Origin of the sequence: Gephyromycinifex aptenodytis (assembly GCF_012277275.1) — a bacterium.
Taxonomy (GTDB): Bacteria; Actinomycetota; Actinomycetes; order Actinomycetales; family Dermatophilaceae; genus Gephyromycinifex; species Gephyromycinifex aptenodytis.
This window is the reverse complement of record NZ_CP051155.1, coordinates 2,951,108-2,976,789: the sequence shown is the minus strand read 5'-3', so window position 1 is coordinate 2,976,789 and position 25,682 is coordinate 2,951,108. Positions and strand designations below refer to the sequence as shown.

16 protein-coding genes and 3 rRNA genes are annotated in these 25,682 nt (G+C 64.1%); 11 read left to right on the top strand and 8 right to left on the bottom strand.

What is annotated here, in order from left to right; translation table 11 throughout:
* Window positions 1–198: 198 nt before the first annotated feature.
* The 5 genes from rrf to G9V96_RS12830 form a co-directional block, all read right to left on the bottom strand.
* A 5S ribosomal RNA gene (rrf, locus tag G9V96_RS12850) occupies window positions 199–315 on the bottom strand.
* Window positions 316–487: 172 nt separating this feature from the next.
* Window positions 488–3,592: ribosomal RNA gene (locus tag G9V96_RS12845) — 23S ribosomal RNA — on the bottom strand.
* A 344-nt stretch (window positions 3,593–3,936) separates the two neighbouring features.
* Window positions 3,937–5,457: ribosomal RNA gene (locus G9V96_RS12840) — 16S ribosomal RNA — on the bottom strand.
* The 16S, 23S and 5S rRNA genes sit together here, the layout of an rRNA operon.
* A gap of 589 nt (window positions 5,458–6,046) precedes the next feature.
* Window positions 6,047–7,639 (bottom strand): acyl-CoA carboxylase subunit beta, encoded by a 1,593-nt coding sequence (locus G9V96_RS12835; protein WP_168583382.1) that lies wholly within the window; start codon window positions 7,637–7,639, stop codon window positions 6,047–6,049.
* A gap of 160 nt (window positions 7,640–7,799) precedes the next feature.
* The gene (locus G9V96_RS12830; protein ID WP_168583381.1) at window positions 7,800–8,981 is read right to left on the bottom strand and encodes an acyl-CoA dehydrogenase family protein; all 1,182 of its coding nucleotides are present in this window, start codon (window positions 8,979–8,981) and stop codon (window positions 7,800–7,802) included.
* 126 nt (window positions 8,982–9,107) lie between these two features.
* On the opposite strand from G9V96_RS12830, the gene G9V96_RS12825 reads away from it, so the two are divergent.
* From G9V96_RS12825 to G9V96_RS12805, 5 genes are all read left to right on the top strand, one after another.
* Window positions 9,108–9,563, top strand: coding sequence for a MerR family transcriptional regulator (locus G9V96_RS12825; RefSeq protein ID WP_319643814.1), 456 nt, complete (start codon window positions 9,108–9,110; stop codon window positions 9,561–9,563).
* Between the two features lie 224 nt (window positions 9,564–9,787).
* The gene (locus G9V96_RS12820) at window positions 9,788–10,777 is read left to right on the top strand and encodes an ABC transporter permease (protein WP_168583380.1); all 990 of its coding nucleotides are present in this window, start codon (window positions 9,788–9,790) and stop codon (window positions 10,775–10,777) included.
* Window position 10,778: 1 nt separating this feature from the next.
* Window positions 10,779–11,888 (top strand): ABC transporter permease, encoded by a 1,110-nt coding sequence (locus G9V96_RS12815; RefSeq protein WP_168583379.1) that lies wholly within the window; start codon window positions 10,779–10,781, stop codon window positions 11,886–11,888.
* The gene (locus G9V96_RS12810) at window positions 11,885–14,095 is read left to right on the top strand and encodes an ABC transporter ATP-binding protein (protein WP_168583378.1); all 2,211 of its coding nucleotides are present in this window, start codon (window positions 11,885–11,887) and stop codon (window positions 14,093–14,095) included. The genes G9V96_RS12815 and G9V96_RS12810 overlap by 4 nt, the downstream gene beginning before the upstream one ends.
* Complete coding sequence (locus tag G9V96_RS12805) at window positions 14,092–15,822, top strand: ABC transporter family substrate-binding protein (RefSeq protein ID WP_168583377.1); 1,731 nt, start codon at window positions 14,092–14,094, stop codon at window positions 15,820–15,822. Before G9V96_RS12810 ends, G9V96_RS12805 begins: the two co-directional genes overlap by 4 nt.
* An 85-nt stretch (window positions 15,823–15,907) precedes the next feature.
* Here G9V96_RS12805 and G9V96_RS12800 read toward each other — a convergent pair whose 3' ends face one another.
* Window positions 15,908–16,363 carry a hypothetical protein gene (locus G9V96_RS12800; RefSeq protein WP_168583376.1) on the bottom strand — a complete coding sequence of 152 codons (456 nt, stop codon included), beginning with the start codon at window positions 16,361–16,363 and terminating at the stop codon, window positions 15,908–15,910.
* 232 nt (window positions 16,364–16,595) lie between these two features.
* Here G9V96_RS12800 and G9V96_RS12795 point away from each other — a divergent pair, with 232 nt between their 5' ends.
* On the top strand, window positions 16,596–17,873 hold the full coding sequence (locus G9V96_RS12795; RefSeq protein ID WP_168583375.1) for a vWA domain-containing protein: 1,278 nt from the start codon (window positions 16,596–16,598) through the stop codon (window positions 17,871–17,873).
* Window positions 17,874–17,969: 96 nt separating this feature from the next.
* Window positions 17,970–19,757, top strand: coding sequence for an acetyl/propionyl/methylcrotonyl-CoA carboxylase subunit alpha (locus tag G9V96_RS12790; RefSeq protein ID WP_168583374.1), 1,788 nt, complete (start codon window positions 17,970–17,972; stop codon window positions 19,755–19,757).
* A 76-nt stretch (window positions 19,758–19,833) separates the two neighbouring features.
* Here the strand turns inward: G9V96_RS12790 and G9V96_RS12785 are convergent, their stop codons facing one another.
* Together G9V96_RS12785 and G9V96_RS12780 are read right to left on the bottom strand one after the other, a co-directional pair.
* Window positions 19,834–20,127 (bottom strand): antitoxin, encoded by a 294-nt coding sequence (locus tag G9V96_RS12785; protein ID WP_168583373.1) that lies wholly within the window; start codon window positions 20,125–20,127, stop codon window positions 19,834–19,836.
* Between the two features lie 21 nt (window positions 20,128–20,148).
* A complete protein-coding gene (locus G9V96_RS12780; RefSeq protein ID WP_168583372.1) occupies window positions 20,149–21,576 on the bottom strand; it encodes an NAD(P)H-quinone dehydrogenase in 1,428 nt (475 codons plus the stop codon).
* Window positions 21,577–21,750: 174 nt separating this feature from the next.
* Between G9V96_RS12780 and G9V96_RS12775 the strand changes: the two genes are divergently transcribed.
* Genes G9V96_RS12775 through G9V96_RS12760 form a run of 4 tightly spaced genes read left to right on the top strand, consistent with a single transcriptional unit; the run spans window position 21,751 to window position 25,674 of the window.
* The gene (locus tag G9V96_RS12775; protein WP_168583371.1) at window positions 21,751–22,851 is read left to right on the top strand and encodes a DUF7847 domain-containing protein; all 1,101 of its coding nucleotides are present in this window, start codon (window positions 21,751–21,753) and stop codon (window positions 22,849–22,851) included.
* Window positions 22,848–23,504, top strand: a complete 657-nt coding sequence (locus G9V96_RS12770; protein WP_168583370.1) for a DUF4129 domain-containing protein — start codon at window positions 22,848–22,850, stop codon at window positions 23,502–23,504. Before G9V96_RS12775 ends, G9V96_RS12770 begins: the two co-directional genes overlap by 4 nt.
* Window positions 23,501–24,673: a DUF4350 domain-containing protein gene (locus G9V96_RS12765; protein ID WP_168583369.1), complete on the top strand. Its 1,173-nt coding sequence runs from the start codon at window positions 23,501–23,503 to the stop codon at window positions 24,671–24,673. Before G9V96_RS12770 ends, G9V96_RS12765 begins: the two co-directional genes overlap by 4 nt.
* Entirely contained in the window at window positions 24,670–25,674 is a 1,005-nt protein-coding gene (locus G9V96_RS12760) for an AAA family ATPase (protein ID WP_168583368.1), read from the top strand. Before G9V96_RS12765 ends, G9V96_RS12760 begins: the two co-directional genes overlap by 4 nt.
* Window positions 25,675–25,682 lie beyond the last annotated feature (8 nt).

Here is a 25,682-nt window from a genome sequence, read left to right as displayed (position 1 = left end):
GGGCATAGTGGGCAATCGTCGTGGGCAATCACAACCCACGAGGAACGTTACCGTCTGGGTCAGCCGCATGGTCGGCGAGCAGCGCTATCCGAACGGCAAGCCAAGGGGGAACAGCGGCCTCCTCACCACGGATACCAAAAGGGTCCAGACATGAGGAAAGGCCCCCACGCAAGCGTGAGGGCCTTTACCTGAAAAGTTGTCCGGCGGTGTCCTACTCTCCCACACCGTCCCCAGTGCAGTACCATCGGCGCTGAGAGGCTTAGCTTCCGGGTTCGGAATGGAACCGGGCGTTTCCCTCTCGCTATGGCCGCCGTAACTCTATCGACTTATACCAGCCACAACACCCCTGCACCCTTCCCGACGCCGCAGTATCCAACCTCCCTTTATTGGGGGGTGGGACACCTGGCACGGTCAGTGCTGGTGTTGCTTAGTTGATTCCCGGGCTGGTGTGTCGGGAACCATACAGTGGACGCAGAACATCATCGTTGTAGTCAAGTTATCGGCCTATTAGTACCAGTCAGCTTCACACATTGCTGTGCTTCCACATCTGGCCTATCAACCCAGTAGTCTAGCTGGGAGCCTCTCACCCACAAGGGGCATGGAAACCTCATCTTGAAGCGTGCTTCCCGCTTAGATGCTTTCAGCGGTTATCACTCCCGAACGTAGCTAATCAGCGGTGCACTTGGCAGTACAACTGACACACCAGAGGTTCGTCCATCCCGGTCCTCTCGTACTAGGGACAGGCCTTCTCAAGTTTCCTGCGCGCGCAGAGGATAGGGACCGAACTGTCTCACGACGTTCTAAACCCAGCTCGCGTACCGCTTTAATGGGCGAACAGCCCAACCCTTGGGACCTACTCCAGCCCCAGGATGCGACGAGCCGACATCGAGGTGCCAAACCATGCCGTCGATATGGACTCTTGGGCAAGATCAGCCTGTTATCCCCGGGGTACCTTTTATCCGTTGAGCGACCGCGTTTCCACAAACCACGGCCGGATCACTAGTCCCGACTTTCGTCCCTGCTCGACATGTCTGTCTCACAGTCAAGCTCCCTTGTGCACTTACACTCAAAACCTGATTGCCAACCAGGCTGAGGGAACCTTTGGGCGCCTCCGTTACTCTTTAGGAGGCAACCGCCCCAGTTAAACTACCCACCAGGCACTGTCCCTGATCCGGATCACGGATCGAAGTTAGACATCCAGAACGACCAGAGTGGTATTTCAACGTTGACTCCACCCATGCTGGCGCATGAGCTTCACAGTCTCCCACCTATCCTACACAAGTCGTACCGAACACCAATACCAAGCTGTAGTAAAGGTCCCGGGGTCTTTCCGTCCTTCTGCGCGTAACGAGCATCTTTACTCGTAATGCAATTTCGCCGAGTTCGTGGTTGAGACAGTGGAGAAGTCGTTACGCCATTCGTGCAGGTCGGAACTTACCCGACAAGGAATTTCGCTACCTTAGGATGGTTATAGTTACCACCGCCGTTTACTGGCGCTTAAGTTCTCAGCTTCGCCCACAAGTGGACTAACCGGTCCCCTTAACGTTCCAGCACCGGGCAGGCGTCAGTCCGTATACATCGAATTACTTCTTCGCACGGACCTGTGTTTTTAGTAAACAGTCGCTTCTCCCTGGTCTCTGCGACCCTCACCCCTAACCCGTAAGGGTTTCAAGGTTCGGGCCCCCCTTCTCCCTAAGTTACGGGGGCATTTTGCCGAATTCCTTAACCACGATTCACTCGATCGCCTTAGTATTCTCTACCTGACCACCTGAGTCGGTTTTGGGTACGGGCGGCCACACCCCTGGCTAGAAGTTTTTCTCGGCAGCATAGGATCACCCTGCTTCCCCCATACGGGGTCACCATCACATCTCAGGATATATGCCTTCCGGATTTACCTAGAAGACTCCCTACATGCTTGGACGTGGACAACCATCGCCACGCGGAGGCTACCTTCCTGCGTCACTCCATCGCTTACCTACTACAAGATCGGGTCACACACTCCACGAAACGAAACTGATCAAAGACCAGAAACGAAACGCTTCAGATGTTTAGCATCCCCTGATTCAGTATGGGCGGTGTGCAGCCGGTACGGGAATATCAACCCGTTGTCCATCGACTACGCCTGTCGGCCTCGCCTTAGGTCCCGACTTACCCAGGGCAGATTAGCTTGACCCTGGAACCCTTGGTCATTCGGCGGACGGGTTTCGCACCCGTCATTCGCTACTCATGCCTGCATTCTCACTCGTGTGGCGTCCACGCCTGGATCACTCCGGCGCTTCACTCGCCACACGACGCTCCCCTACCCATCAACACCCCTGCCAATAAAGGAGGGAAATATGTCAATGCCATAGCTTCGGTGGTGTGCTTGAGCCCCGCTACATTGTCGGCGCGGAATCACTTGACCAGTGAGCTATTACGCACTCTTTCAAGGGTGGCTGCTTCTAAGCCAACCTCCTGGTTGTCATCGCAACTCCACATCCTTTTCCACTTAGCACACGCTTAGGGACCTTAGCTGATGATCTGGGCTGTTTCCCTCTCGACTACGAAGCTTATCCCCCGCAGTCTCACTGCCACGCTCTCACTTACCGGCATTCGGAGTTTGGCTGACGTCAGTAACCTGGTAAGGCCCATCAGTCATCCAGTAGCTCTACCTCCGGCAAGAAACACGTGACGCTGCACCTAAATGCATTTCGGGGAGAACCAGCTATCACGGAGTTTGATTGGCCTTTCACCCCTACCCACAGCTCATCCCCTCAGTTTTCAACCTAAGTGGGTTCGGTCCTCCACGACGTCTTACCGTCGCTTCAACCTGGCCATGGGTAGATCACTCCGCTTCGGGTCTAGACCCCGCGACTCAAACGCCCTATTAGGACTCGCTTTCGCTACGGCTACCCCACACGGGTTAACCTCGCCACGGAGCACTAACTCGCAGGCTCATTCTTCAAAAGGCACGCCGTCACCCCTAAAGGCTCCGACGGATTGTAGGCACACGGTTTCAGGATCTATTTCACTCCCCTCCCGGGGTACTTTTCACCATTCCCTCACGGTACTTGTCCGCTATCGGTCACCAGGGAATATTTAGGCTTAGCGGGTGGTCCCGCCAGATTCACACAGGATTTCTCGGGCCCCGTGCTACTCGGGAAAACGCATCGGAGTTCACACTGTTTCGCCTACGGGGGTTACACCCTCTATGCCGGGCCTTTCCAGACCCTTCGGCTACAGCACGAATTTCTTACTCCGTTCGGGATCAGTAGCTCCCGACACACGCTCCCACAACCCCACACACACAACGCCTACCAGCTTTAACATGCATGCGGTTTAGCCTGATCCATTTTCGCTCGCCACTACTCACGGAATCACTTTTGTTTTCTCTTCCTGTGGGTACTGAGATGTTTCACTTCCCCACGTTCCCTCCACACACCCTATATATTCAGGTGTGGGTGACTGGACATGACTCCAGCCGGGTTTCCCCATTCGGAAATCCTCGGATCACAGTCTGGTTATCGACTCCCCGAGGCTTATCGCAGATTCCTACGTCCTTCATCGGTTCCTGGTGCCAAGGCATCCACCGTGCGCCCTTAAAAACTTGACCACAACAAAGATGCTCGCGTCCACTGTATAGTTCTCAAAACACCAACCCACAACCACCCCAACGCACCCAAACAGGAACGCCGAAGCAGAAAGGGACAACCAGAGTAAACCAGACACACACCACAAAAGCGTGCAGCCGATCCCTCAGGACCCAACAACGTGCCAGACCCCCACCAGACCACACACACTTTCCACACCAACCACACCCAAAAGATGCAGCCGGCCGTACTCGTAGACATGCGAACCAGCAGAAGCCAAATAATCGATGATCCACCCATGAGCAACACCCCAGTCACCACAAACGAGTGACATAAAAGGTGCAACCATTCGGTTGATGCTCCTTAGAAAGGAGGTGATCCAGCCGCACCTTCCGGTACGGCTACCTTGTTACGACTTAGTCCCAATCGCCAGTCCCACCTTCGACAGCTCCCTCCCACAAGGGGTTAGGCCACCGGCTTCGGGTGTTACCAACTTTCGTGACTTGACGGGCGGTGTGTACAAGGCCCGGGAACGTATTCACCGCAGCGTTGCTGATCTGCGATTACTAGCGACTCCGACTTCATGGGGTCGAGTTGCAGACCCCAATCCGAACTGAGACCGGCTTTTAGTGATTCGCTCCGCCTTACGACATCGCAGCACTCTGTACCGGCCATTGTAGCATGCGTGAAGCCCAAGACATAAGGGGCATGATGATTTGACGTCGTCCCCACCTTCCTCCGAGTTGACCCCGGCAGTCTCCCATGAGTCCCCACCATTACGTGCTGGCAACATAGAATAAGGGTTGCGCTCGTTGCGGGACTTAACCCAACATCTCACGACACGAGCTGACGACAACCATGCACCACCTGTACACCGACCTTGCGGGGAGCACATCTCTGCACTTTTCCGGTGTATGTCAAGCCTTGGTAAGGTTCTTCGCGTTGCATCGAATTAATCCGCATGCTCCGCCGCTTGTGCGGGCCCCCGTCAATTCCTTTGAGTTTTAGCCTTGCGGCCGTACTCCCCAGGCGGGGCGCTTAATGCGTTAGCTGCGGCACAGAACTCGTGAATAGAGCCCCACACCTAGCGCCCAACGTTTACGGCATGGACTACCAGGGTATCTAATCCTGTTCGCTCCCCATGCTTTCGCTTCTCAGCGTCAGTTATGGCCCAGAGACCTGCCTTCGCCATCGGTGTTCCTCCTGATATCTGCGCATTTCACCGCTACACCAGGAATTCCAGTCTCCCCTACCACACTCTAGTCTGCCCGTACCCACTGCACGTCCGGAGTTAAGCCCCGAATTTTCACAGCAGACGCGACAAACCGCCTACAAGCTCTTTACGCCCAATAATTCCGGACAACGCTCGCACCCTACGTATTACCGCGGCTGCTGGCACGTAGTTAGCCGGTGCTTCTTCTCCGCCTACCGTCACTTTCGCTTCTTCGGCGATGAAAGAGGTTTACAACCCGAAGGCCTTAATCCCTCACGCGGCGTCGCTGCATCAGGCTTTCGCCCATTGTGCAATATTCCCCACTGCTGCCTCCCGTAGGAGTCTGGGCCGTGTCTCAGTCCCAGTGTGGCCGGTCACCCTCTCAGGCCGGCTACCCGTCGTCGCCTTGGTGAGCCACTACCTCACCAACAAGCTGATAGGCCGCGAGCCCATCCCTCACCGAAAAACTTTTAATCCCCCACCATGCAGCAGGAGATCATATCCAGTATTAGACCCAGTTTCCCAGGCTTATTCTGAAGTGAAGGGTAGGTTGCTCACGTGTTACTCACCCGTTCGCCACTAATCCAGCAAGCAAGCTTGCCTTCATCGTTCGACTTGCATGTGTTAAGCACGCCGCCAGCGTTCGTCCTGAGCCAGGATCAAACTCTCCATAAAAGAATTCAAATCTGGCAAAACATCACATTGACGTTAAACCAACAAACAATTGGCATCGCTTTTTGGCACGCTGTTGAGTTCTCAAGTATCGGGTGCACTCGGTAATTCACTCGCTGTTCTTGCGAGCTCATCTCCGGGGCAACTCTTCAAACTTACTCCCTGCCCGGTTCCCTGTCAAATCCGCTTTGCCGTTTCCGGCGGAAGTTGATCTGTAAGAGGCGGCCCGAGCTGGGCACTGGTGAAACATATGCTGTTCGTGAATCCCGGTCAAATCGGCCGGTGTTGCTACGAGTTCCGCGTGAAGCGATTCCCGCCGAAGCAGCTCCCGAAGACTAGGACGGTCGCACCACCCGACGCAAATCGCCTGGTCAGAGCGTTTATGGGGCGATCAGCCGGCGCCGGCGGGCCCTTTCGGAGCCCGCTAGGGGTCATCGCGCAGCGCTGCGGCCGGTTCAGAGGGTTCGGTTCAGGCGCCTTGCGGGATGAGTTCCGGCGCCGCCCACAGTCAGACCATGGCATCCCCTTCATCCGCCGAAGGGCCCCACAGCACCTGCCGTGGGGCCCTTCGAAACCGTGGTGCCGTCGCGCTCTATACCGGCGGGACTCCGTGGCGACGGTCAGAGAAGTGCCGTTCCCGCCCCCGCGCGTACTCGAGCCGGCGCAGCAGATCAGCCCGCAGCTCGTCGGCCTCGATGATGCTGTCGATGACCAAGTCAGCGGCCAGGCGTTCCAGGTCGACGTCGGCCAAGTACTCCTCCCGCCGAGCCTGCACGAAGGCAGTCCGTTCGTCTTCGTCGGTGATAGCCGCGATCTTGTTCGCATAAACGGCGTTGACTGCCGCCTCCGGACCCATCACCGCGATCCGAGCCGTCGGCAACGCAATCGTGGCGTCCGGCCCGAAACCCGGCCCGCCCATGGCATACAACCCGGCCCCGTAGGCCTTGCGGACCACGACGCAGAACTGCGGCACCGTCGCCTCGGAAACGGCCGAAACCATCTTGGCCCCGTGCCGGATGATCCCGCCCCGCTCCACTTCGGAGCCGATCATGAAGCCCGGCACATCGGCCAGGTAGATGAGCGGGATGCCGTAGGCATCGCACTGCCAGATGAAGCGTGCAGCCTTGTCCGCCGAGTCGGTGAACAGCACTCCCCCCTTCACCGCGGAGTTGTTCGCCACCACCCCCACGGTGCGACCGCCCATCCGCCCGAAGCCCACAATCAACTCCGGAGCGAACAGCGGTTTGATCTCGAAGAAGGACTGCTCGTCGAGCAAACCCTCCACGACCTCGTGCATGTCGAACGGCTGGCTCTCGATCTCGGGAACCGTCGTCGGGGTCAGCGGCGCCTCGGGTTCTTCGACGTCGTAGGTCGGCGGATCCTCACGCCAGGTCCCTGGCAGGTAGGAGAAGTACAGCCGCGCCAGCTCGATCGCCTCCGCGTCGTCCTCGGCGAGCAGATCGCCCACTCCAGAGACGGTGCAGTGCATGCGCGCCCCACCCATCTCTTCCAGGCTCACCTTCTCCCCCACGACCATCTCGGCCATCCGCGGGCTGCCCAGGTACATCGAGGCGTTGCCGTCGACCATGATGATGACGTCGGTGAAGCTCGGGATGTAGGCACCGCCGGCTGCGCTGGGACCGAAAAGACAGCAGACCTGGGGCACCCGACCCGAAAGCGCCACCTGGTTGTGGAAGATGCGGCCGGCACCACGGCGCCCAGGGAACATCTCGACCTGGTCGGTGATGCGCGCGCCTGCAGAGTCAACGAACCAGAAGACCGGCAACTCCTCCCGCAGCGCGGCTTCGGTGGCGCGGATGATCTTCTCGACCGTACGGGCGCCCCATGAGCCAGCCTTCACCGAGGGATCGTTGGCGATGACGATCGCGGCACGCCCCTCGACCGTCCCCCGCCCGGTGACGACGCCGTCGGCAGGCAGCCCCGGCGCCGTGGAGTTCGCGTAGCGCCCATCCTCGATGAAACTGCCCTCGTCGAAGAGCAGGTCGATGCGATCTCGGACGAAGAGCTTGCCTTGCGCGTCGAGCTTGGTGCGCGCCTTCTCGGACAACGTGGCGGACGCGGCGTGGGCCCGGTTCAACCGGCCACGCACATCGCCGACCCGAGGATCACCCGCCGGGTCCGGGGCCGCAAAAGGACCGCTGGTGGGGGGTGTCGCGGTGGTCATCCCGACCTCTCTGTTCGCTCGGACGACGGCTACCTATTCGGCAGGCTAACCGTTGGGGGTGCCCTGCAGGGCCGGGACGAGGCCACTGCTGCCCTATCGGTGCGGCGATGGCCCCGTCTGTGCGGTTTGCTCCGCTGCTATCCGACCCCGTGCGGGAACCTCAGGCCGGTAGGCCCAGCCCCCGGGCGATGAGCATGCGCTGCACCTCGGAGGTGCCTTCGCCGATCTCCAGGATCTTGGAGTCGCGGTAGAAGCGCGCTACTGGGTACTCCTCCATGAATCCGTTACCGCCGAAGATCTGCGTCGCGATCCGGGTCGAGGTGACGGCCGCTTCGGAGGTGTAGAGCTTGGCGATGGAGGCTGCTTGCTTGACCTCGGTGTGCGAACGACGACCGGCGTCCAGCTCATCCTTGAGCCACGCGGCGCGGTAGGTCAGCAGGCGGGCGTTCTCGGCCATCACGGCCAGGTCGGCGACCTGGAAGCTGACGCCCTGGTTGACACCGATCGGCTTGCCGAAAGCCATCCGCTCGTTGGCGTAGCGGGTGCACTCTTCGAGCATCCGTTGGATACAGCCCAACGCCAACGCCGCGATCGCGATCCGGCCGTCGTCCAGGGTGGCCAGGAACTGGGCGTAGCCCTTGCCGCGGGCACCGAGCAGGTTCTCCTCGGGCACACGCACGTTGTCGAAGTTCAGACCGTGGGTGTCAGAGATGTTCCAACCGAGCTTGTCGTAGGGCGCCTCGACCGTGAAGCCAGGGGTCCCGGAGGGGATCATGATGGCGCTGATCTCCGGTTTGCCGTTCTCCCGGGTGCCCGTGCGAGCCGTGGCGGTGACCAGCGAGGTGATCTCGGTGCCGGAGTTGGTGATGAAGGCCTTGGCGCCGTTGACGACCCACTGGCCGTCCACCAGTTCAGCCTTGGTCTTGGTACCTGAGGCATCGGAACCGCAGTCGGGCTCGGTCAGACCGAACCCGGCCAGTGCACGCCCTGCGGCGAGGTCGGGCAACCAACGCGCCTTCTGCTCCTGGGTGCCGTAGGTGAGGATCGGGTTGATCCCAAGCCCCACCCCCGCCTCCAGGGTGATTCCCATGGACTGGTCGACGCGGCCGAGCTCTTCGATGGCCACGCACAGGTAGGTGAACTCGCCGCCGTCGCCGGCATGACCGCCGAACTCTTCTGGCACGACCAGACCGAACAATCCCATCTCCCCCATCTTGGGGATGAGGTCGGCGGGGAAGTGGTGCTCGCGGTCCCACCGGTGGACGTGGGGGGCGATCTCCTGTTCGGCGAAATCCCGGACGGTGCGGCGGAAATCCTCGTGGTCGCTCGAGAGCTCGAACATGGGGGCGTCCCTTCGTGATGGCGGCGCGATTGAAGCGTCATAGCGATGATGGGTGAACTGTCGTCGGGGCGCGACTCAGGCGCGAACTGCTTGACGTTGACGTTAACGTAAAGCAGGCTGGCGGCCGTGACAACCCCTGGCAGCCACGTGACCCCCGCCGAGCGCCACCCCACGGCCACTGCGGGGCAGGACAGTGAGACCCGCAGCATCGCCGAGGTCGCCGAGGAATTCGGGGTGACCCACCGCACCCTGCGGCACTACGAAGCGATCGGGCTCATCACACCGCAGCGGGAGGGCACCCGACGACTGTTCCGTAAACGGGACCGCATCCGCCTTGCGCTGGTACTGCGCGGCAAGCGCCTCGGATTTCCCCTGGAGGAAATCCGCACCATCGTCAATATGTATGACGATCCGCCGGGGGAAGCCGGGCAACTGCGATATGTGCTTGACCAGATCGCGCTACGCCGGGAAGACCTACAAAACCGCCGCCGAGACGTCGAGATCGCTCTCGCCGAACTGGCGGCGCTTGAGACCCGTTGCGCAGCGGAGCTGGCCACACTGGAGGGATCGACCGCCGACTGAGATCGGCGGTGACAATTTGGCCACGACCCGATATGTCCCTTCTCGGAAGCTGCTCCGAACGATGCTTTTCGGTGCTAGCTTTCACGCCACATACCGTGACAACGCAGGTCACGGAACCGGGCCGACTCAACCCGAGTTGCGGCCCGCAGATGAGGGAGGGCCGAACCTATGGCGCAGAGACACCATGCGGGCTGCTACAGCGCCGCTGAGCCGAAGCCGTGGGCATGCTGAAGTACGTCGCTCGCCGGCTCGCGAATTACGTCGTGATGATCTTCATCGCGACCTCGATCGCGTACCTGGCCGCCGTGTCATTCATGCGCCCGCAGACCCGGTTGATGGAACGCACGCCGCGGCCCACGCTGGAGCAGGTCAAGGCCCAGCTGCGAAACAACGGCCTGGATCCGGACGCCAACGCCTTCGAGCGGTACTGGCAGTGGCTCAAGAGCATCGTGTTGCACTTCGACTGGGGTCTGGGACCTGATGGATCCCGGGTCAACGACGAGTTCTTCTCGCGGGCCCTGATCTCGGGCCGCCTGGTACTCCTGGCAACGGTGCTCTCGATCATCATCGGCATCTCGCTCGGCGTCTTCGCCGCCTCGCGCCAGTACAAGCTCTCCGACCGCTTCGTAACGAACCTGAGCTACTTCATCAGCACGATCCCCGCCCCGGTGACCTACCTGATCGTGCAGATGACGGGCATCAAGGCCAACGAATCAAGCGGCTCGATGTTGTTCTACGTAAGCGGTATCCGCTCCCCCATCCCGCCGGACACCCTGGGCGGTCGACTACTGGATGACGCCCAACACCTCATCCTGCCGACCATTGCCCTGACGATCGTCGGATACGTCAGCTACCAGCTTTTGCAGCGCACGTTGCTGCTGGACAACATCAACGCCGACTACGTTCGCACCGCTCGCGCCAAGGGCCTGACCAAGTCCCAGGCGGTGCGCAGGCACGCTCTGCGCACCTCGTTCATCCCCGTCGCACAGAGCATCGCCTTCCAACTGCCGGCGATCTTCGTCGGCACCTTCATCATCGAGACTGTGTTCGCCTGGCAAGGTCTGGGCCGCTACACCCTGGATGCCATCACCCAGACCCAGAACGTCAACGCCGCAGTCGCCGGGGTGGCCTTCGGCGGCCTCATGTTCGCCATCGGCGCGATCTTGGCCGACCTGTCCGTCGCGATCGTCGACCCCCGAGCGAGGGTGAGCTGATATGAGTTCCCACCAGGACCCGCACGACCTCTCGGCGCGAGGCGAGGTGCCCGGCTCCCCCGACCCGGATAACCCGGATCAGGACCTCCTGCCCGAGACGCCGCTCGCGGCGAGTGTGAACTCCCCCGCCCGGATGGGTTCCGGGCCGATCCCACCGGCTACCCGGCTGCAGACCGAAACCGCGCCGGGGCTCAACGCCGATGCGGACTCAGAGTCCGGCGCCGCCGATACCGGGGCGCCCCACGACACGGCCATCACCAGCAAGACCACCCTCATCCTGCGCCGGTTGGTGCGAAACAAGGGTGCTGTCCTGGGGATGATCATGCTGCTGCTGATCGTGCTGTTCGCGCTGTTCGGCAACATCGGCAACCCCTACACCTACTACGACCAGGACATGCTCAACCTGGGTTCGCCTCCCGGGTCGGATGGACACCGCGTCGGCACCAACGGCGGCGGCGTCGACCTGTGGGCCATGCTCGTCCGCGGCACCGGCAAGTCGCTGATGATCGCTTTCTTCGTGGGGATCGTCGCGCCCCTGATCGCCGCCGTCTACGGCACCGCGATCGCCTTCTGGGGCGGCACTCGGGAGAAGATCGGCATGTGGATCCTCGATCTGCTGCTGCTCATGCCGTACTTCCTCATCATCGCGGTGTTCATGGGCTCCACCGGAGGCAGCGCCTTCCAGTTGGCCATCATGCTGACGATGTTCGGTTGGATGGGCCTGGCCCGTGTCATTCGCGCCACGACCCAGTCGCTTCGCGAGCGGGAGTTCGTACAGAGCGCCCGTTACATGGGCGTTTCGGACTGGGGCATCATCCGGCGTCACATCATCCCCAACATCGGCTCCTACCTGATCCTGAACATCGTCATCGGCACCTTCAGCGCGATCATCGCCGAGACGGCGCTGTCCTTCCTCGGCGTCGGCGTGCGTCCCCCCGACGTCTCCCTCGGCCAGCTCATCGGCCAATCCGCCAGCCAACTGTCGGCCTACCCCTGGCTCTTCTGGGGCCCGGTGATCTGCCTGCAGTGGATCACCTTGTCGTTGTCCCTCGTCGGTGACGGCATGCGTGACGCGCTCGACCCCAACAGCAAGTCAGGAGGGCGGGCATGAGCCACGCCGCAGACACCACGATCGGACCTTCCGACAGCGCGGTAGCCACCAGCGGTAAACCGACTGGCACCCCGGTGCTCTCGGTGCGCGACCTACACGTCCGCTTCGGGTCCGAGGCCGGGTCGGTGCACGCCGTGCGCGGCGTCGACTTCGACCTCCACCCCGGCCGTGTCCTGGGCATCGTCGGGGAGTCCGGCTCCGGAAAGTCGGTCACCTCGATGGCGATCATGGGCTTGCTCCCGGAGACCGCCAAGATCACCGGCTCAGTGACCTACAACGGCAAGGAACTGCTGGGCCTGTCCGACCGCGAGATGAGCAAGCACCGCGGCACCGACATCGCCATGGTCTTCCAGGACCCGTTGAGTTCTCTGACCCCGGTGTTCACCGTGGGCGACCAGATCATCGAGGCGCTGCGAGCGCACGCCCCCATCGGCAAGGACGCTGCCCGCGCCCGCGCGATCGAGCTGCTGGAGATCGTCGGTATCCCCAGCGCCAAGACTCGGGTGGACTCCTACCCGCACGAGTTCTCCGGCGGTATGCGCCAACGCGTCGTCATCGCCATCGCCATCGCGAACAACCCGCGCGTCATCATCGCCGACGAGCCCACCACGGCATTGGACGTGACGATCCAGGCGCAGATCCTCGACGTACTGAAGGTGGCGCAGAAGGAGACCGGCGCGGCCGTCATCATGATCACCCACGACCTCGGCGTCGTGGCCGGCATCGCCGACGAGGTCATGGTCATGTACGCCGGGCGCCCCGTCGAGAAGGGGGACGTGGACGCGGTCTACCACCGCCCACGGATGCCCTACACGGTCGGCCTGCTCGGTTCGATGCCCCGTGTCGATCGCCGGGAGAAGGCCAGCCTGGTGCCGATCGAGGGGAACCCGCCGAACCTCATCAACGAGCCGACCGGCTGCCCGTTCGGGCCACGCTGCCCGATGCGCGTCGATGCCTGCGAGCACGGCGAGCCTGCCCTGCAGGGCGTCGAGCCCGGGCATTTGGCCGCGTGTATCCGCAGTGAGGAACTACGCGCGATCAAGGGCGCCGAAGACATCTTCCCGGTGCCGCCGGTTCCGGTCGGCCGACTTGCGGCCCTGCCCCGAGAACAGCGGGCCAGTGTGCTCGAGGTGACCCAGTTGCACCGGCACTTCCCGATGATGAAGGGCACCCTGTTCAAACGACAGGTCGGCGACGTCAAGGCAGTCGACGGCATCGATTTCGACCTGGCAGAGGGTGAGTGCCTGGCGATCGTGGGTGAGTCGGGCTGCGGCAAGACCACCACCCTGCTGGAACTGATGGAGATGTCACCCACAACCAACGGTGACATCCGGGTGCTCGGTGAGTCGGTGCGCGATCTGGCCAAGAAGGCCGATGTGCGCAAGCTGCGGCGCAATATCCAGCTCGTCTTCCAAGACCCGATGGGTGCGCTCGACCCGCGCTTCACGGTGTACGAAATCATCGCCGAGCCGCTGCAGACCTATGGGATGGCGAAAGCCGAGTGCGAAACGCGCGTCCGCGAGCTGATGCGCACCGTGGGCCTGGAGCCGGACCACCTCAACCGCTTCCCGACGCAGTTCTCAGGCGGGCAGCGCCAGCGCATCGGCATCGCGCGTGCCCTCGCGCTGGAACCTAAGGTGCTCATCCTGGACGAGCCGGTCTCGGCATTGGATGTCTCGGTGCAAGCCGGCGTCATCAACCTGCTCGACCACCTCAAGGCCGATCTGGGAATCAGCTACCTCTTTGTGGCCCACGACCTGGCTGTCGTGCGGCACATTAGTGATCGTGTTGCTGTCATGTACCTCGGCAAGTTCGTCGAGATCGGCAATGTCAACGAGGTCTTCGACAACCCGACCCACCCCTACACTCGGGCGCTGCTATCGGCGATCCCCGTGCCTGATCCGGAAGCGGAACGTACCCGCGAACGCATCCTGCTCGACGGTGACCTGCCCAGCCCGCTCGACCGACCCGTCGGCTGTGACTTCGTCACCCGATGCCCGATCTTCCGGGGCCTCGATGAGAGGCGCCAGGAGAAGTGCCGCATGACTGAACCGCCACTGGTTCAGGTCGGCGCGGCAGATCACAAACAGGCATGCTTCTTCCCCGACGAAGCACTCGTCACTGCAAAGGTCACGACGCACACGATGCCTGCACCGGAGCCTGCTGACACCCAGTCGCGGCCTCGTCCCGAAAGGACAACTCGATGAAGAGTCGCACAACGAATCTAGCCCTCGCGGCCTGCATGAGCGCAGCCCTCGTTCTCTCCGGCTGCGCCAGCGGCGGCGACAGCGGTGAAGGCGGATCCGGAGGCGGCGGAAATGCCACTGGAGCCGCTCAAGACGGGTCCGACATCGCGGCCACCAACGCCCAGGACCGCAGCGCCCTGGAGGAGGGCGGCGTCTTCACACGGGACATCTCGGACTGGACGACGAACTTCAACGGCTGGCACGTCGATGGAAACCTCGCCGAGTACAACCGCGTTCTGGACGCCACCGACCCGATCCTCTACAACTGGTCAGCCGACGGCGAGATGAGCCCGCGCACCGAGTTCCTCACCGAGATGCCCAAGGTGGAGGAGAAAGACGGCAAGCAGGTCATCACCTTCAAGATGAACCCGAAGGCCAAGTGGAACGACGACACCCCCATCGACTACACCGCCTTCGAGGCGACCTGGAAGGCACACGCGCAGACGGTCGACAAGGGCGGTTACAACAACGTCGCGACAACGGGCTACGAGAACATCGAATCCGTCGTTCAGGGTGAGACGCCCAACGAGGTCGTCGTCACGATGAAGACGCCCTACTACCCGCCCACCGAGTTCTTCCAGGGCCTGATTCACCCCAAGCTCGGCGCGAGCCCGAAGGCCTTCAACGAGTTGATGAAGACGGAGTTCCACCCCGAGCTTCGCTCCGGCCCGTTCACGCTGGACACCATCGACCAGCAGAGCAAGACGATCGTGCTCAAGCCGAACGACAAGTGGTGGGGTGAGAAGCCGCTGCTGAGCAAGATCGTCTTCCGCCAAATGGAAGACTCGGCGACGATCCCGGCGTTCAAGAACGGCGAGATCGATGCCACCCGCGTCGGCAACAAGGCCCGCCTGGCCCAGGTCAAGGGCGCGACGGACCTCGAAGTGCGTACCGCCCCGCGTCTGACGACGAACGTCTTCCTGTTCAACGCCAAGGCCGACAGCCTCAAGGACATCAACGTCCGTAAGGCGATCTGGCAGTCGATCAACCGCGAAGAGATCAAGCAGGTCCGCTTCAACGGGATGGATTGGAAGGAGAAGCCGGCCAACTCGGCGCTGTACTTCAACTTCCAGCCCGAGACCGCCGACAACATGCCTGTCGAGTTCTCCCCGGAGGACGCCAAGAAGACGCTGAAGGACGCCGGCTACACCGAGGGCTCAGACGGCATCTTCGCCAAGGACGGCAAGAAGGTCAGCGTGAAGTACACGACCTTCGGCGACGACCCGATGACCACGGCCCTGGCCCAGACCGTGCAGAAGCAGGTCAAGGCCGGCGGAATCGACCTCGCCCTGGACATCCGCCCCGCGGCAGCGTTCGGGCCGACGATGGAGAAGCGCGACTTCGGCTTCCTGGCCATGGGGTGGAGCTCCAACAGCAGCTCGCCGCTGACCAGCGTGTGCCAGACGATGTGCTCTGACTCCGGTAGCAACTACTCCACGGTCGGCACCCCCGAGCTCGACAAGCGGATGAAGGCCCTCGGCGGCATCGAGGACCAGGCTGAGCAGACCGCCGAGATGAACGCCATCGAGAAGGAATGGCTGCAGCTGTACGGCCAGATGCCGCTGTTCAACGGCCCGGAGATGTGGGCCGTCCGCAAGGGGCTGGCGAACTGGGGCCCGGCGGCCTTCGGTTCCATGCACCCGCAGTGGGAGAACGTCGGTTGGGTCAAGGGCAGCTCACACAAGTGACCTGATCCTCTGATCGGCTGAGCCGCGTCCTACCTGCGGGTAGGGCGCGGCTCTGTCGTCCGACGTGCAGGCTCGCCCAGAGCGGTCAACCGTTCGCGCGGGCCGCTTCCCGCAGCAGGTCTGCCAGCGCGGGCGTCTGAACCCGCTGGGATGCCGCGTCGAGCTCGTCGCGGGTGGCCCGAGCGCGTAATTCCTGCAACACCACCTCATGAGCTGTCTTCCCCTCCGAGGCAACCAGGAGAGCGCACCGCGAACCGCGGATGTCACGCAAGCGCGCCGCCCGCTCTTCGGGGCTCAGTGGAGTGCTGTCCCCGCACAGCGCCAGCAGGCTCTGCAACCGCTGCACGACCGCCGGGTCGCCGATCTTGACCCGGTGGCCGGACATCAACTGGCTGAGCATCGGGGCCGAGACCCCGAGGACGTCGGCCAAGCGTCCTTGGGTGAGCTCCAAGGAGGTCAGGACCCCGGTCACCAAGTCCCGCAGCGGAGCGCCGTAGAGGCGGCGCTGGGCTTCGGTGTTCGCTGCCAGATCCGTTCCCATCCCAGCCTCCCACCTCAGCCGCCCTCACCTCTGTGCTCCAGAATGGCACGATCCGACCAGGGGTTCCCGTGCGCAATGTCGGGCAACCGCGGAGCCCGACCGGCCCGTCGGCGATCCGCACGATCTTCGCCACGCCCGGTCATGTTCTTGCACCGGCGCAGGAAAAGCCCTAGACATGCGGAGATGATCGGGCAATTGCGCTCGGTGAACCCAGGACCCGGGCAGGAGCGACATGAAGGCAATTCTGTGGCCGCTGATCGGGCTGCTGGTCTTGCTTGCCCTCGCCTGGACCACCTTGTTCGGCCTGGCCAGCGGCTCGGACTCCAGCACAGCCCGCTCGCCCGAACCCACCTTCACCACTACCCCCGCCCCCTCGGCCGACGCGGGCTCCGGCAGCGGGTCGAAGAACGACGGCTCGAACAGCGCACCCGACAGCGGACGAGACGAGCGGCTCAACCGTGACGGGGAACCGTCTTTCCTGGACCGGTTGCGCGGCCGCACCGACACCGGCAGCCAGCGGGACCGAAACCAGCCGGGCTCGTCTGTACCCGAGCAGAATCAGGCGGACCCACCGCGCCGGGGTGGCTCGTTCTTGGACCGCTTACGCGGAAGAGGCCGCGAGGAACCCGCAGCTGCCGCTGACCCCCGCGCCACGCCGGACAGCAGCCCCGGCGCCCGCGCCGGATCGGCGGGGCGCGGCCGGGATACCGCGGGCGGTGCCCCCTCCGGCGGCGCCGACTCCAAGCTGATGATCGTGTTGGACGCCTCCGGCTCGATGGCTCGCGAGAACAACCGCGGCGGCACCTCGATGAGCGCCGCGCAGAACGCGGTGGATCAGATGCTGGGCCGGATCGACCCCGCGACCCAGGTGGGACTGCGAGTGTTCGGTTCCGAAGTCAACAGCGGTGGCAAACCGACGCCGCAGGCCTGCCGAGACACTCGACTCATCACGCCGTTGGCGCCTCTGGATCGCAACGAACTGCGCCGCTCGGTCCGGTCTTTCCAGCCAGTGGGAGAAACTCCGATCGGGTACACCGTCGAGAAGGCCATCGGTGACCTCGGCTCCGGTGGAGAACGTTCCATCCTGCTGGTCTCCGACGGTGAAGAGTCCTGCCGTCCCGACCCGTGCGAAGCGCTGCGCAAAGCGGAAAGCTCCGGGGTGGACGTGCGCATCCACACCGTCGGCGTGCGAGTCGATGCCAACGCCCGGCGCCAGCTCAGCTGTCTGGCCGAGTACAGCGGCGGCACCTACACCGAGGCTCGCAGCGACGCCGAGTTGGCAGCGGCGATGCGTACCGCCATCGACGACTTCACCCAGGCTGCGGCCGGTAACGGCATCCCCTCCCGGGACGGGTCAGCCGCCACCCGCGGCGCCGAACCGGCGCCCCGCCCCGCCCAGCAGCTGCGCAGCGGCCAGGAGCCGACGGGGTTGTCCCCGGGAGCAGCCGCTGCCGCGATCCTTGCGCTCATCGTGACGGCTTCGGCGGTCAAAGGTTCCCGCAAAAAGTGACTGAATGTGGCTTAAGGCTGTGTGTTCACACTCACGCAACAACCCACCAGTCGACGTAGCCGCCACCGCGACAGCTACCGCGCTAGAGTCCGATCCATGGCGTCCATCAGCAAAGTCTTGATCGCAAACCGTGGAGAGATCGCCGTCCGTATCGCACGTGCGTGCAAGGACAGTGGGATCGCCTCCGTCGCCGTCTACGCCGACCCTGACCGCGACGCGCTCCACGTCAAGGTCGCGGACGAGGCCTACGCACTAGGCGGGTCAACGCCCGGCGAAAGTTACCTCGTGCAGGAAAAACTGCTCGAGATCGCCAAAGAGGCCGGCGCAGACGCCGTGCACCCGGGCTATGGCTTCCTCGCCGAGAACGCGAGCTTCGCGCAGGCGGTCCTTGACGCGGGCCTCATCTGGATCGGCCCCAGCCCCGCAGCCATCGACTCCCTCGGTGACAAGGTGAAGGCGCGGCACATCGCTACCAAAGCCAACGCCCCCCTGGTTCCCGGAACCAAGGACCCGGCCAAGGGCGCCGAGGAGATCGTCGAGTTCGCCAAGGAGTACGGCGTCCCGGTGGCCATCAAGGCGGCCTACGGCGGCGGCGGGCGCGGCCTGAAGGTTGCCCGCACCATCGAAGAGATCCCCGAACTGTTCGAGTCGGCAACCCGTGAGGCCGTGAGCGCCTTCGGCCGCGGCGAGTGCTTCGTCGAGCGCTTCCTGGACAAGCCCCGGCACGTGGAGACCCAGTGCCTGGCCGACCAGCACGGCAATGTGGTCGTCGTCTCCACCCGCGACTGCTCACTGCAGCGTCGCCACCAGAAGCTCGTCGAAGAGGCCCCGGCGCCGTTCCTGACCGAGGAGCAGAACGCCGAACTGATCCGCGCTTCCAAGGCCATCCTGAAGGAAGCCGGTTACGTCGGCGCAGGCACCTGCGAGTACCTCGTCGGCCAGGACGGGCTGATCAGCTTCCTCGAAGTGAACACGCGGCTGCAGGTGGAACACCCGGTCACCGAAGAGGTCACCGGCATCGACCTGGTGCGCGAGCAACTGCGAATCGCCAACGGCGAAGAACTGGGTTACACCGAGCCGGAGATCCGCGGCCACTCCTTCGAGTTCCGCATCAACGGTGAAGACCCGGGCCGTAACTTCCTGCCCGCCCCCGGCACGGTGATGACCTTCCGCCCACCCTCGGGCCCCGGCGTCCGGCTGGACTCCGGCATCGAGCAGGGCGACGTCATCTCTGGGCAGTTCGACTCCATGCTGGCCAAGCTCATCGTCACCGGCGCCACCCGCCAGCAGGCCCTGCAGCGGGCCCGCCGGGCCCTTGCCGAGTTCGAGGTCGAAGGCATGCCTACCGCGTTGACTTTCCACCGCGCCGTGGTGGAGGACCCCGCGTTCGCTCCTGAGGACCCGGAGCAGCCGTTCAGCGTCTACACGACGTGGATGGAGACCGAGTTCAACAACACCATCGAGCCCTACTCCGGGCCGACCACCGATGGCAGCACCACCGAGACCACGGACCGCACCAAGGTGGTCGTCGAGGTGGGCGGGAAGCGTCTGGAAGTCAGCCTGCCCAGCGACATGGCATTCAGCGGTGGCGGCGGCACCTCTGGCGCCAAGCGGAAGGCACCCCGTCGGGCAGGCAGCGGCGGCAAGGCGGCGAAGGCCTCCGGCGACTCCCTCACCGCGCCCATGCAGGGCACCATCGTCAAGCTCGCTGTCGAAGAGGGCGCGACCGTGGCCGAGGGTGACCTTGTGGTCGTGCTCGAGGCGATGAAGATGGAGCAGCCCATCAACGCCCACAAGGCCGGCGTCGTCACGGGTCTGACCGCGACGATCGGTGAAACCGTCACCAGCGGCACGGTCCTGGCCGAGATCAAGGACGCCGAGTAAATCGACGTCGGGCTCACGTTGAAGGGCTGAACACCTCACTAGGTGTTCAGCCCTTCAACGTTATCGGGGGGGGTGCTCAGACCGGGCGCGGCGGCTCGATGTCCTCCGGAGGCTCGATCGGGTCGGCCTTGACCGGGTCAGGCTCGGGGGTCGGGGTGCTCGCCTCGTCGCGGTAGGCATCCCGGGTCTGACCGGGAACACCCAACGCCTTATCCACCATCTCGCTGCCCTTGGCGAGCTGATCGGAGTATTTGCCCTTCGTCTTGTCGTCCACGACGCCGCGGACCTTCTCGACACCGGAACGCAAAGCGTCGGGGTTCTTCTGCACCATCTGTTTGGCCTTGCCGATCAGACCGGACAAGTTCACCATGTGGGTCTCCTGAGATAGGGGTCAGGCGGAGGGTTCATCGTCAATGACATGCATACGTCGCGCCGCCTCAGCGATCGAACCGGATAGCGAAGGGTAGACCGTAATCGTGGACGCCACCTGATCCACCGTCAGTCGCTGCTGTACAGCCAAGGCGATGGGGAAGATGAGCTCACTGGCGCGTGGGGCAACCACGACGCCGCCCACCAGCACACCGCTGCCGTTACGCGCATGCAACTTCACGAAGCCGTCGGTGAGGTTGTCCATCTTCGCGCGGGCGTTCGTCGCGAAGGGCATCATCACCGTGTGCACGCCCTCGGGCTGGTCACCGCCCTGCTGCGCGGTACCCACCGTGGCGATCTCGGGGTCGGTGAAAATGTTGGCGCTGACCCCCCGCACCTGCAGCGGGGCCACCGCGTCGCCGAGCGCGTGCGCGACGGCGATCCGGCCCTGGGTGGCAGCGACGGAGGCCAGCGGCAGCACGCCCGTGCAGTCACCTGCGGCGTAGACCCCGCGAGCGGTGGTGCGCGAAACCCGGTCGACGACGATGTGGCCGCTGGGCGAAAGCTCCACCCCCGCCTGCTCCAGGCCGAGGTTGTCCGTCGCCGGAATCGAACCCACGGCGATCAAGGCGTGCGAACCCTCGATCGTGCGACCGTCCTCAAGGGTGACGACGACGCCGTCCTCGGTGCGCTCGACCGCTGAAGCGCGGGAACGGTTGAGAACTTCCATGCCGCGACGGCGGAAGACATCCTCGATGAGCTGAGCGGCGTCCGGGTCCTCGCCGGGCAGTACCCGATCGCGGGAGGACACCAGGACGACGTGGGCGCCCAAGCCCAGGAATGCCTGGGCGAGCTCGGCGCCGGTGACACCGGAGCCCACGACGATCATCTTGCGTGGGACCTCACGCAGGTTGAAGATCTGCTTCCAGGTGAGAATGCGTTCGCCGTCCGGCTGCGCGGTGGGCAGGACTCGGGGCGTAGCGCCCGTGGCAAGCAGGATCATCTCGGCGTTCAAGGTCTCGACCTGGCCGTCTGAGGTGCGCGCCTCGACAGTGGAGGAGTCGAGCAACGTGCCGGTGCCCTTGATGACCCGGACGCCTACCTGCTCCAGGCGGTTCTGGATGTCTCGGCTCTGGGCGCCGGCGAGCGCGACCACCCGGTCGTTGATCTCGGCCATATCGGCAACCAGCGCCGCGGAATCGGTGGTGCGCCGCTCCACCTCAGGTGCCAGGTGCACCCCCATGTCGCGCGCCTCTTCGACATGCCCCACATAGGCCGCCGTCGAGATGAGGGCCTTGCTCGGCACGCAGTCCGTGAGGACGGCAGCGCCGCCGACGCCGTCACGATCGACGACCGTCACCGATCCGCCGAGCGCCGCCGCTACCAAGGCCGCCTCGTATCCCCCAGGTCCGCCACCCAACACCACTACCGAAATCTGTCGCTGTGTCACACCCTCATCCTGTCAGGCTTCGTCCGGAAGTGAGCACAAGGCGGACAAGTAGGTCTCAACGCGAGGGTGGAAGCGCAGTGGCCGGCCGGGCCCTGCCCATCTCGCGGCGTTCGAGATGAGACGCTTAGGAAAACGACGATTCGGGGCTCTGTACACGACGATTCGGGGAGCGTTATGAGTACACCTTTTCCGCCGCCCAACGGCGAACAGCAACACGATCACGGCTGGACGACCCCCGGCGCCACGCCGGCTCACCACGAGTACGGGTCGATGCCGCCGCAGCAGGACTGGACGACTCAGGACCGGATCGATTCTGGTATCGCTCAGCGGGCCGTTGCCCCGTTGCGCCCGATGACGTTCGGTGAAATCTTCGAAAGCGCCTTCCGGGTGCTGCGGTTCAACCCACGCACGATGTTCGGCACCAGCTTCGTCGCCCTGGCCGGTGTCGCTCTGCTCATGCTGCTGCTCACCGCAGCGGTGGCGCTACCGATGTTCAGCACCTCCAGCGCACTCGATGAGTCCTGGGCGGACGGATTCTCCGTCACCACCAACCTGTGGAGTGCCGGCATCTCGCTGGTGACGTTCTTCCTGTCCGGCCTCCTGCTACCAGCGGTCGTCGATGCCGTCCGTGGCAATCGGATGACATCCGGTACCGCTTGGCAGCATGTGCGGGGCAGGCTGCTGGCCCTGGCCGGCTACGGCCTGCTCAGCGCACTCATCATGACCACCATCGTCGGGATCCCGGTGGTTCTTGCTGTCTTCCTCGCCTTCCAGATCTTGCAGCCCGGCGACGGAGCCGCTTCGGGGGTGCTGCAGTTCATTGCCGTGATCGTGCTCGTCCTGATGCTGGTGGTCGCGTTGGCAACCGTTGTCGGGACCTACCTCTCGCTGGCAGCCCCCGCCATCGTGTTGGAGCGGATCGGCCCGGTCGCGGGGCTCCGCCGTTCGGTCGGACTCGTTCGGGGCAGCTTCTGGCGGACTCTGTTCATCCTGTTCGCGGCAAACCTCATCGTCAGCATCGTCTCCGCGACGGTCCTGGGCGTGAGCATGTTCGCTGGTTTTGCGGCGCTGGCCGCCGCCGGGTTGGGCTCCGGCACCTCGACCGCCATCGGAGTCGGTGCCTATGCGCTGGTCATGGTGCTCGTCAACACCTTCACGCTGCCGTTCTCGGCCACGGTGGTGGGCTTGGTCTATCTGGATCGGCGGTACCGCACCGAAGGCCTGGCCCTGGACCTCGCACGCGGAACGGGCCAGGTCACGCCGGGACTGTCGTGAACATCGCCCCCCTACCGCGCAGCCTCCCGCCCGACACGCAGCAGGCGCGCGAGATGCTGCAGACCGAACTCGCCCGACCCGAATACGCGGGCACGTGGTGGGAGCGTTTGCAGGATTGGCTACAGGGGATGTTGACCGTTCAAAGCGACGGCAACGGGACCCTGATGACCGTGTTGGCGATCGTGGCGGTGCTGGCCGCGGCCGCGCTGGTGCTCATCGTGTTCGCTATTCGCAGGCGGCGGCGCCCGAGTCCGGCCGGGAACCCGAGCGGCCCGGTGTTGACGGCTGAACGAGCCGGTAGCGGCGAGTATCGCCGCTCGGCCGCCGCGCATCTGGCGGCGGGCCGTGGCGCCCCCGCTGTCTTGGAGGCCTACCGCGCGATTACCGCCGCCGGCATCGAGTCCGGGATCGTTCCAGACGCCAGCGACCTCACCGCCTATGAGGTGGCGACCTCGCTGCTGGTGGCCTACCCCAGCGCCGCAACCGCTATCAGCCAGGCATCTCACGCCTTCGATTCCGTGCGATACGGGGGCTACGTCCCCGCGCTGGAGGAGGCGCGCCAGGTCCTCGACCTCGCTGATCACCTGGCCGAGAGCACTCCGCAGGGGCAGCGTCCCGGCGCCGTCTCCGGGCAACCGGCGCTGCCTCGATGAGCCAAGCCGCCGCAGTCTCCACCCGATCTCGCCGAATCGGCGCGGGCTGGATCCTGATCGCCTCGCTGGCTGCACTGGTGCTCGTGCTGAGCGCGTTGTTGCTCTCCCCGCCCGCAGAGCCCCTCTCGCCGCAGGGAACAGATTCCACCGGCGCCCGGGCGTTGGTCCGCGTGCTGGCCGAGCAGCAAGGGGTCGACGTGGTCACCGTCGCCACCGCCGAAGAGCTGCGCCGGCTCTCGATCGGCCCCGAAACCACTCTGTTCCTGCCGCGAGCTGAAGTGGTTTCCACCTCCTACGCTGCGGCGCTGGCGGAATCGGCCGGTAAGGCCGGCAGACTCGTCCTGGTCGCGGCCAGGCAGCCCGTCTTAGACCGGTTGGGCATCCCCGCCCGAGAACGCAACGCTGCGACCCTCACCGCCGCCGCGCAGTGCCAGGCCGACGACGTCCACCCCGGCGACGAAGTGGACGCGGCGGAAATCGCCTATGAGGTCGGTGCTGAGACCAGGGCGACAACCTGCCTAGCCTCGACGGGACTGTTCGAGGAGGGCGGGGAACCATCCGCCTACGTCTACGTGGCACTGCCCGCCGCACAGGGGCGTCCGGAAACCGTCCTCTTCGGTTCCCAGCGCGCCCTGACGAACCGTTCGATCGCCAACAAAGCCCACGCCGGTATCGCGCTGCGCATGCTCAGCCACACCGATCGAGTCGTATGGGTGACGCCCGACCCAGACGATGAATCCGGGCCGCTGGCCACCAGCACCCCGATCCCGCCGTGGTTCTTCCCCTGCGTGGCCATCCTCGGCGCCGCCCTGCTCACCCTGTGTCTGTGGCGCGGACGGCGATTGGGGCGACTTGTCAGGGAACCGCTGCCGGTGATCGTGCACGCCATCGAGACCACAGCGGCGCGCGGGCGGCTCTACCAGGCGGCAGGCGAACCTGCCGCGGCTTTGAAGCTGCTGCAAGACGATGCGGTGCAGGACCTGCGGCGCGCCTTGCACCTGCATCCCGGAGCGGACCGCGTCCGGGTCGCGAATGCCGTCGCGGATCGACTCTCCCGAGATCCCGAGGAGATTCGAAGCCTGCTCACCCCGCATGACACCCTCGACGAGGCTGACCTCGTCGAACGGGCCAGCCAACTCCGCCGTCTACGTCGCGAGGTACACGAATGAGCAACCACCTAGGACCCGATTCCGGCCCGACCGGTCCCGGTGAACCTCAGCCGGAGGGTGCCCGCCTGGCGCTGGAGAACGTCCGGGCCGAGGTCGGTAAGGCGGTCGTGGGCCAGCAGGCCGCTGTCTCAGGTCTGCTCATCGGCTTGCTCGCCCGTGGGCATGTACTCCTGGAAGGGGTTCCCGGGGTCGCCAAGACGCTCCTGGTCCGCTCCCTGGCAGCGGCTCTGTCGATCGAGACGGCCCGAGTGCAGTTCACCCCGGACCTCATGCCGGGCGACATCACGGGTTCGCTCGTCTACGACCAGCGGCGATCCGAGTTCTTCTTCCGCAAAGGCCCGGTTTTCACCAACCTGCTCCTGGCGGATGAGATCAACCGCACTCCCCCCAAGACCCAAGCCGCCCTGTTGGAGGCGATGGAGGAGCGGCAGGTTTCCATCGACGGCCAACCGCATGCGCTGCCCTCGCCCTTCCTGGTGGCCGCCACCCAGAACCCGGTGGAGTACGAAGGCACCTACCCCTTGCCGGAGGCCCAACTCGACCGGTTCCTGCTCAAACTCACCCTTGAGCTGCCGCCGCGCGAGGACGAAATCGAGATCGTTCGGCGCCACGCTGCCGGTTTCGACCCCCGCGACCTGGCCGGCGCCGGTGTGCGGGCCGTCGCCGGTCCGCAGGACCTACAAACGGCCATCGCAGAAGTCGCAAAGGTGAGCATCGATCCCGAAGTCGCCGCGTATGTCGTCGACATCGCGCGCGCCACCCGATCTCTGCCCTCAGTCGAACTCGGGGTCAGCCCGCGCGGGGCGACCGCGCTGCTGGCCACCAGCCGGGCCTGGGCCTGGCTCAACGGCCGCAACTTCGTCACCCCGGACGATGTCAAAGCCCTCGCCCAACCGACGCTGGCGCACAGGCTGGCGCTGCGCACCGAAGCCGAACTCGACGGGCTCAGCGCCAACTCGGCTCTGGCCAGCGCCATCTCCTCGGTGGCCGTGCCCCGATGAGCGGGTTG

Excerpts from the sequence above, each read along its gene's own strand:
- G9V96_RS12805 (WP_168583377.1), top strand. The coding sequence starts at position 14,092 with ATGAAGAGTCGCACAACGAATCTAGCCCTCGCGGCCTGCATGAGCGCA.
- G9V96_RS12800 (WP_168583376.1), bottom strand. The coding sequence starts at position 16,363 with ATGGGAACGGATCTGGCAGCGAACACCGAAGCCCAGCGCCGCCTCTAC.
- G9V96_RS12785 (WP_168583373.1), bottom strand. The coding sequence starts at position 20,127 with ATGGTGAACTTGTCCGGTCTGATCGGCAAGGCCAAACAGATGGTGCAG.
- G9V96_RS12820 (WP_168583380.1), top strand. The coding sequence starts at position 9,788 with ATGCTGAAGTACGTCGCTCGCCGGCTCGCGAATTACGTCGTGATGATC.
- G9V96_RS12765 (WP_168583369.1), top strand. The coding sequence starts at position 23,501 with ATGAGCCAAGCCGCCGCAGTCTCCACCCGATCTCGCCGAATCGGCGCG.
- G9V96_RS12795 (WP_168583375.1), top strand. The coding sequence starts at position 16,596 with ATGAAGGCAATTCTGTGGCCGCTGATCGGGCTGCTGGTCTTGCTTGCC.
- G9V96_RS12835 (WP_168583382.1), bottom strand. The coding sequence starts at position 7,639 with ATGACCACCGCGACACCCCCCACCAGCGGTCCTTTTGCGGCCCCGGAC.
- G9V96_RS12830 (WP_168583381.1), bottom strand. The coding sequence starts at position 8,981 with ATGTTCGAGCTCTCGAGCGACCACGAGGATTTCCGCCGCACCGTCCGG.
- G9V96_RS12810 (WP_168583378.1), top strand. The coding sequence starts at position 11,885 with ATGAGCCACGCCGCAGACACCACGATCGGACCTTCCGACAGCGCGGTA.
- G9V96_RS12760 (WP_168583368.1), top strand. The coding sequence starts at position 24,670 with ATGAGCAACCACCTAGGACCCGATTCCGGCCCGACCGGTCCCGGTGAA.
- G9V96_RS12775 (WP_168583371.1), top strand. The coding sequence starts at position 21,751 with ATGAGTACACCTTTTCCGCCGCCCAACGGCGAACAGCAACACGATCAC.
- G9V96_RS12790 (WP_168583374.1), top strand. The coding sequence starts at position 17,970 with ATGGCGTCCATCAGCAAAGTCTTGATCGCAAACCGTGGAGAGATCGCC.
- G9V96_RS12815 (WP_168583379.1), top strand. The coding sequence starts at position 10,779 with ATGAGTTCCCACCAGGACCCGCACGACCTCTCGGCGCGAGGCGAGGTG.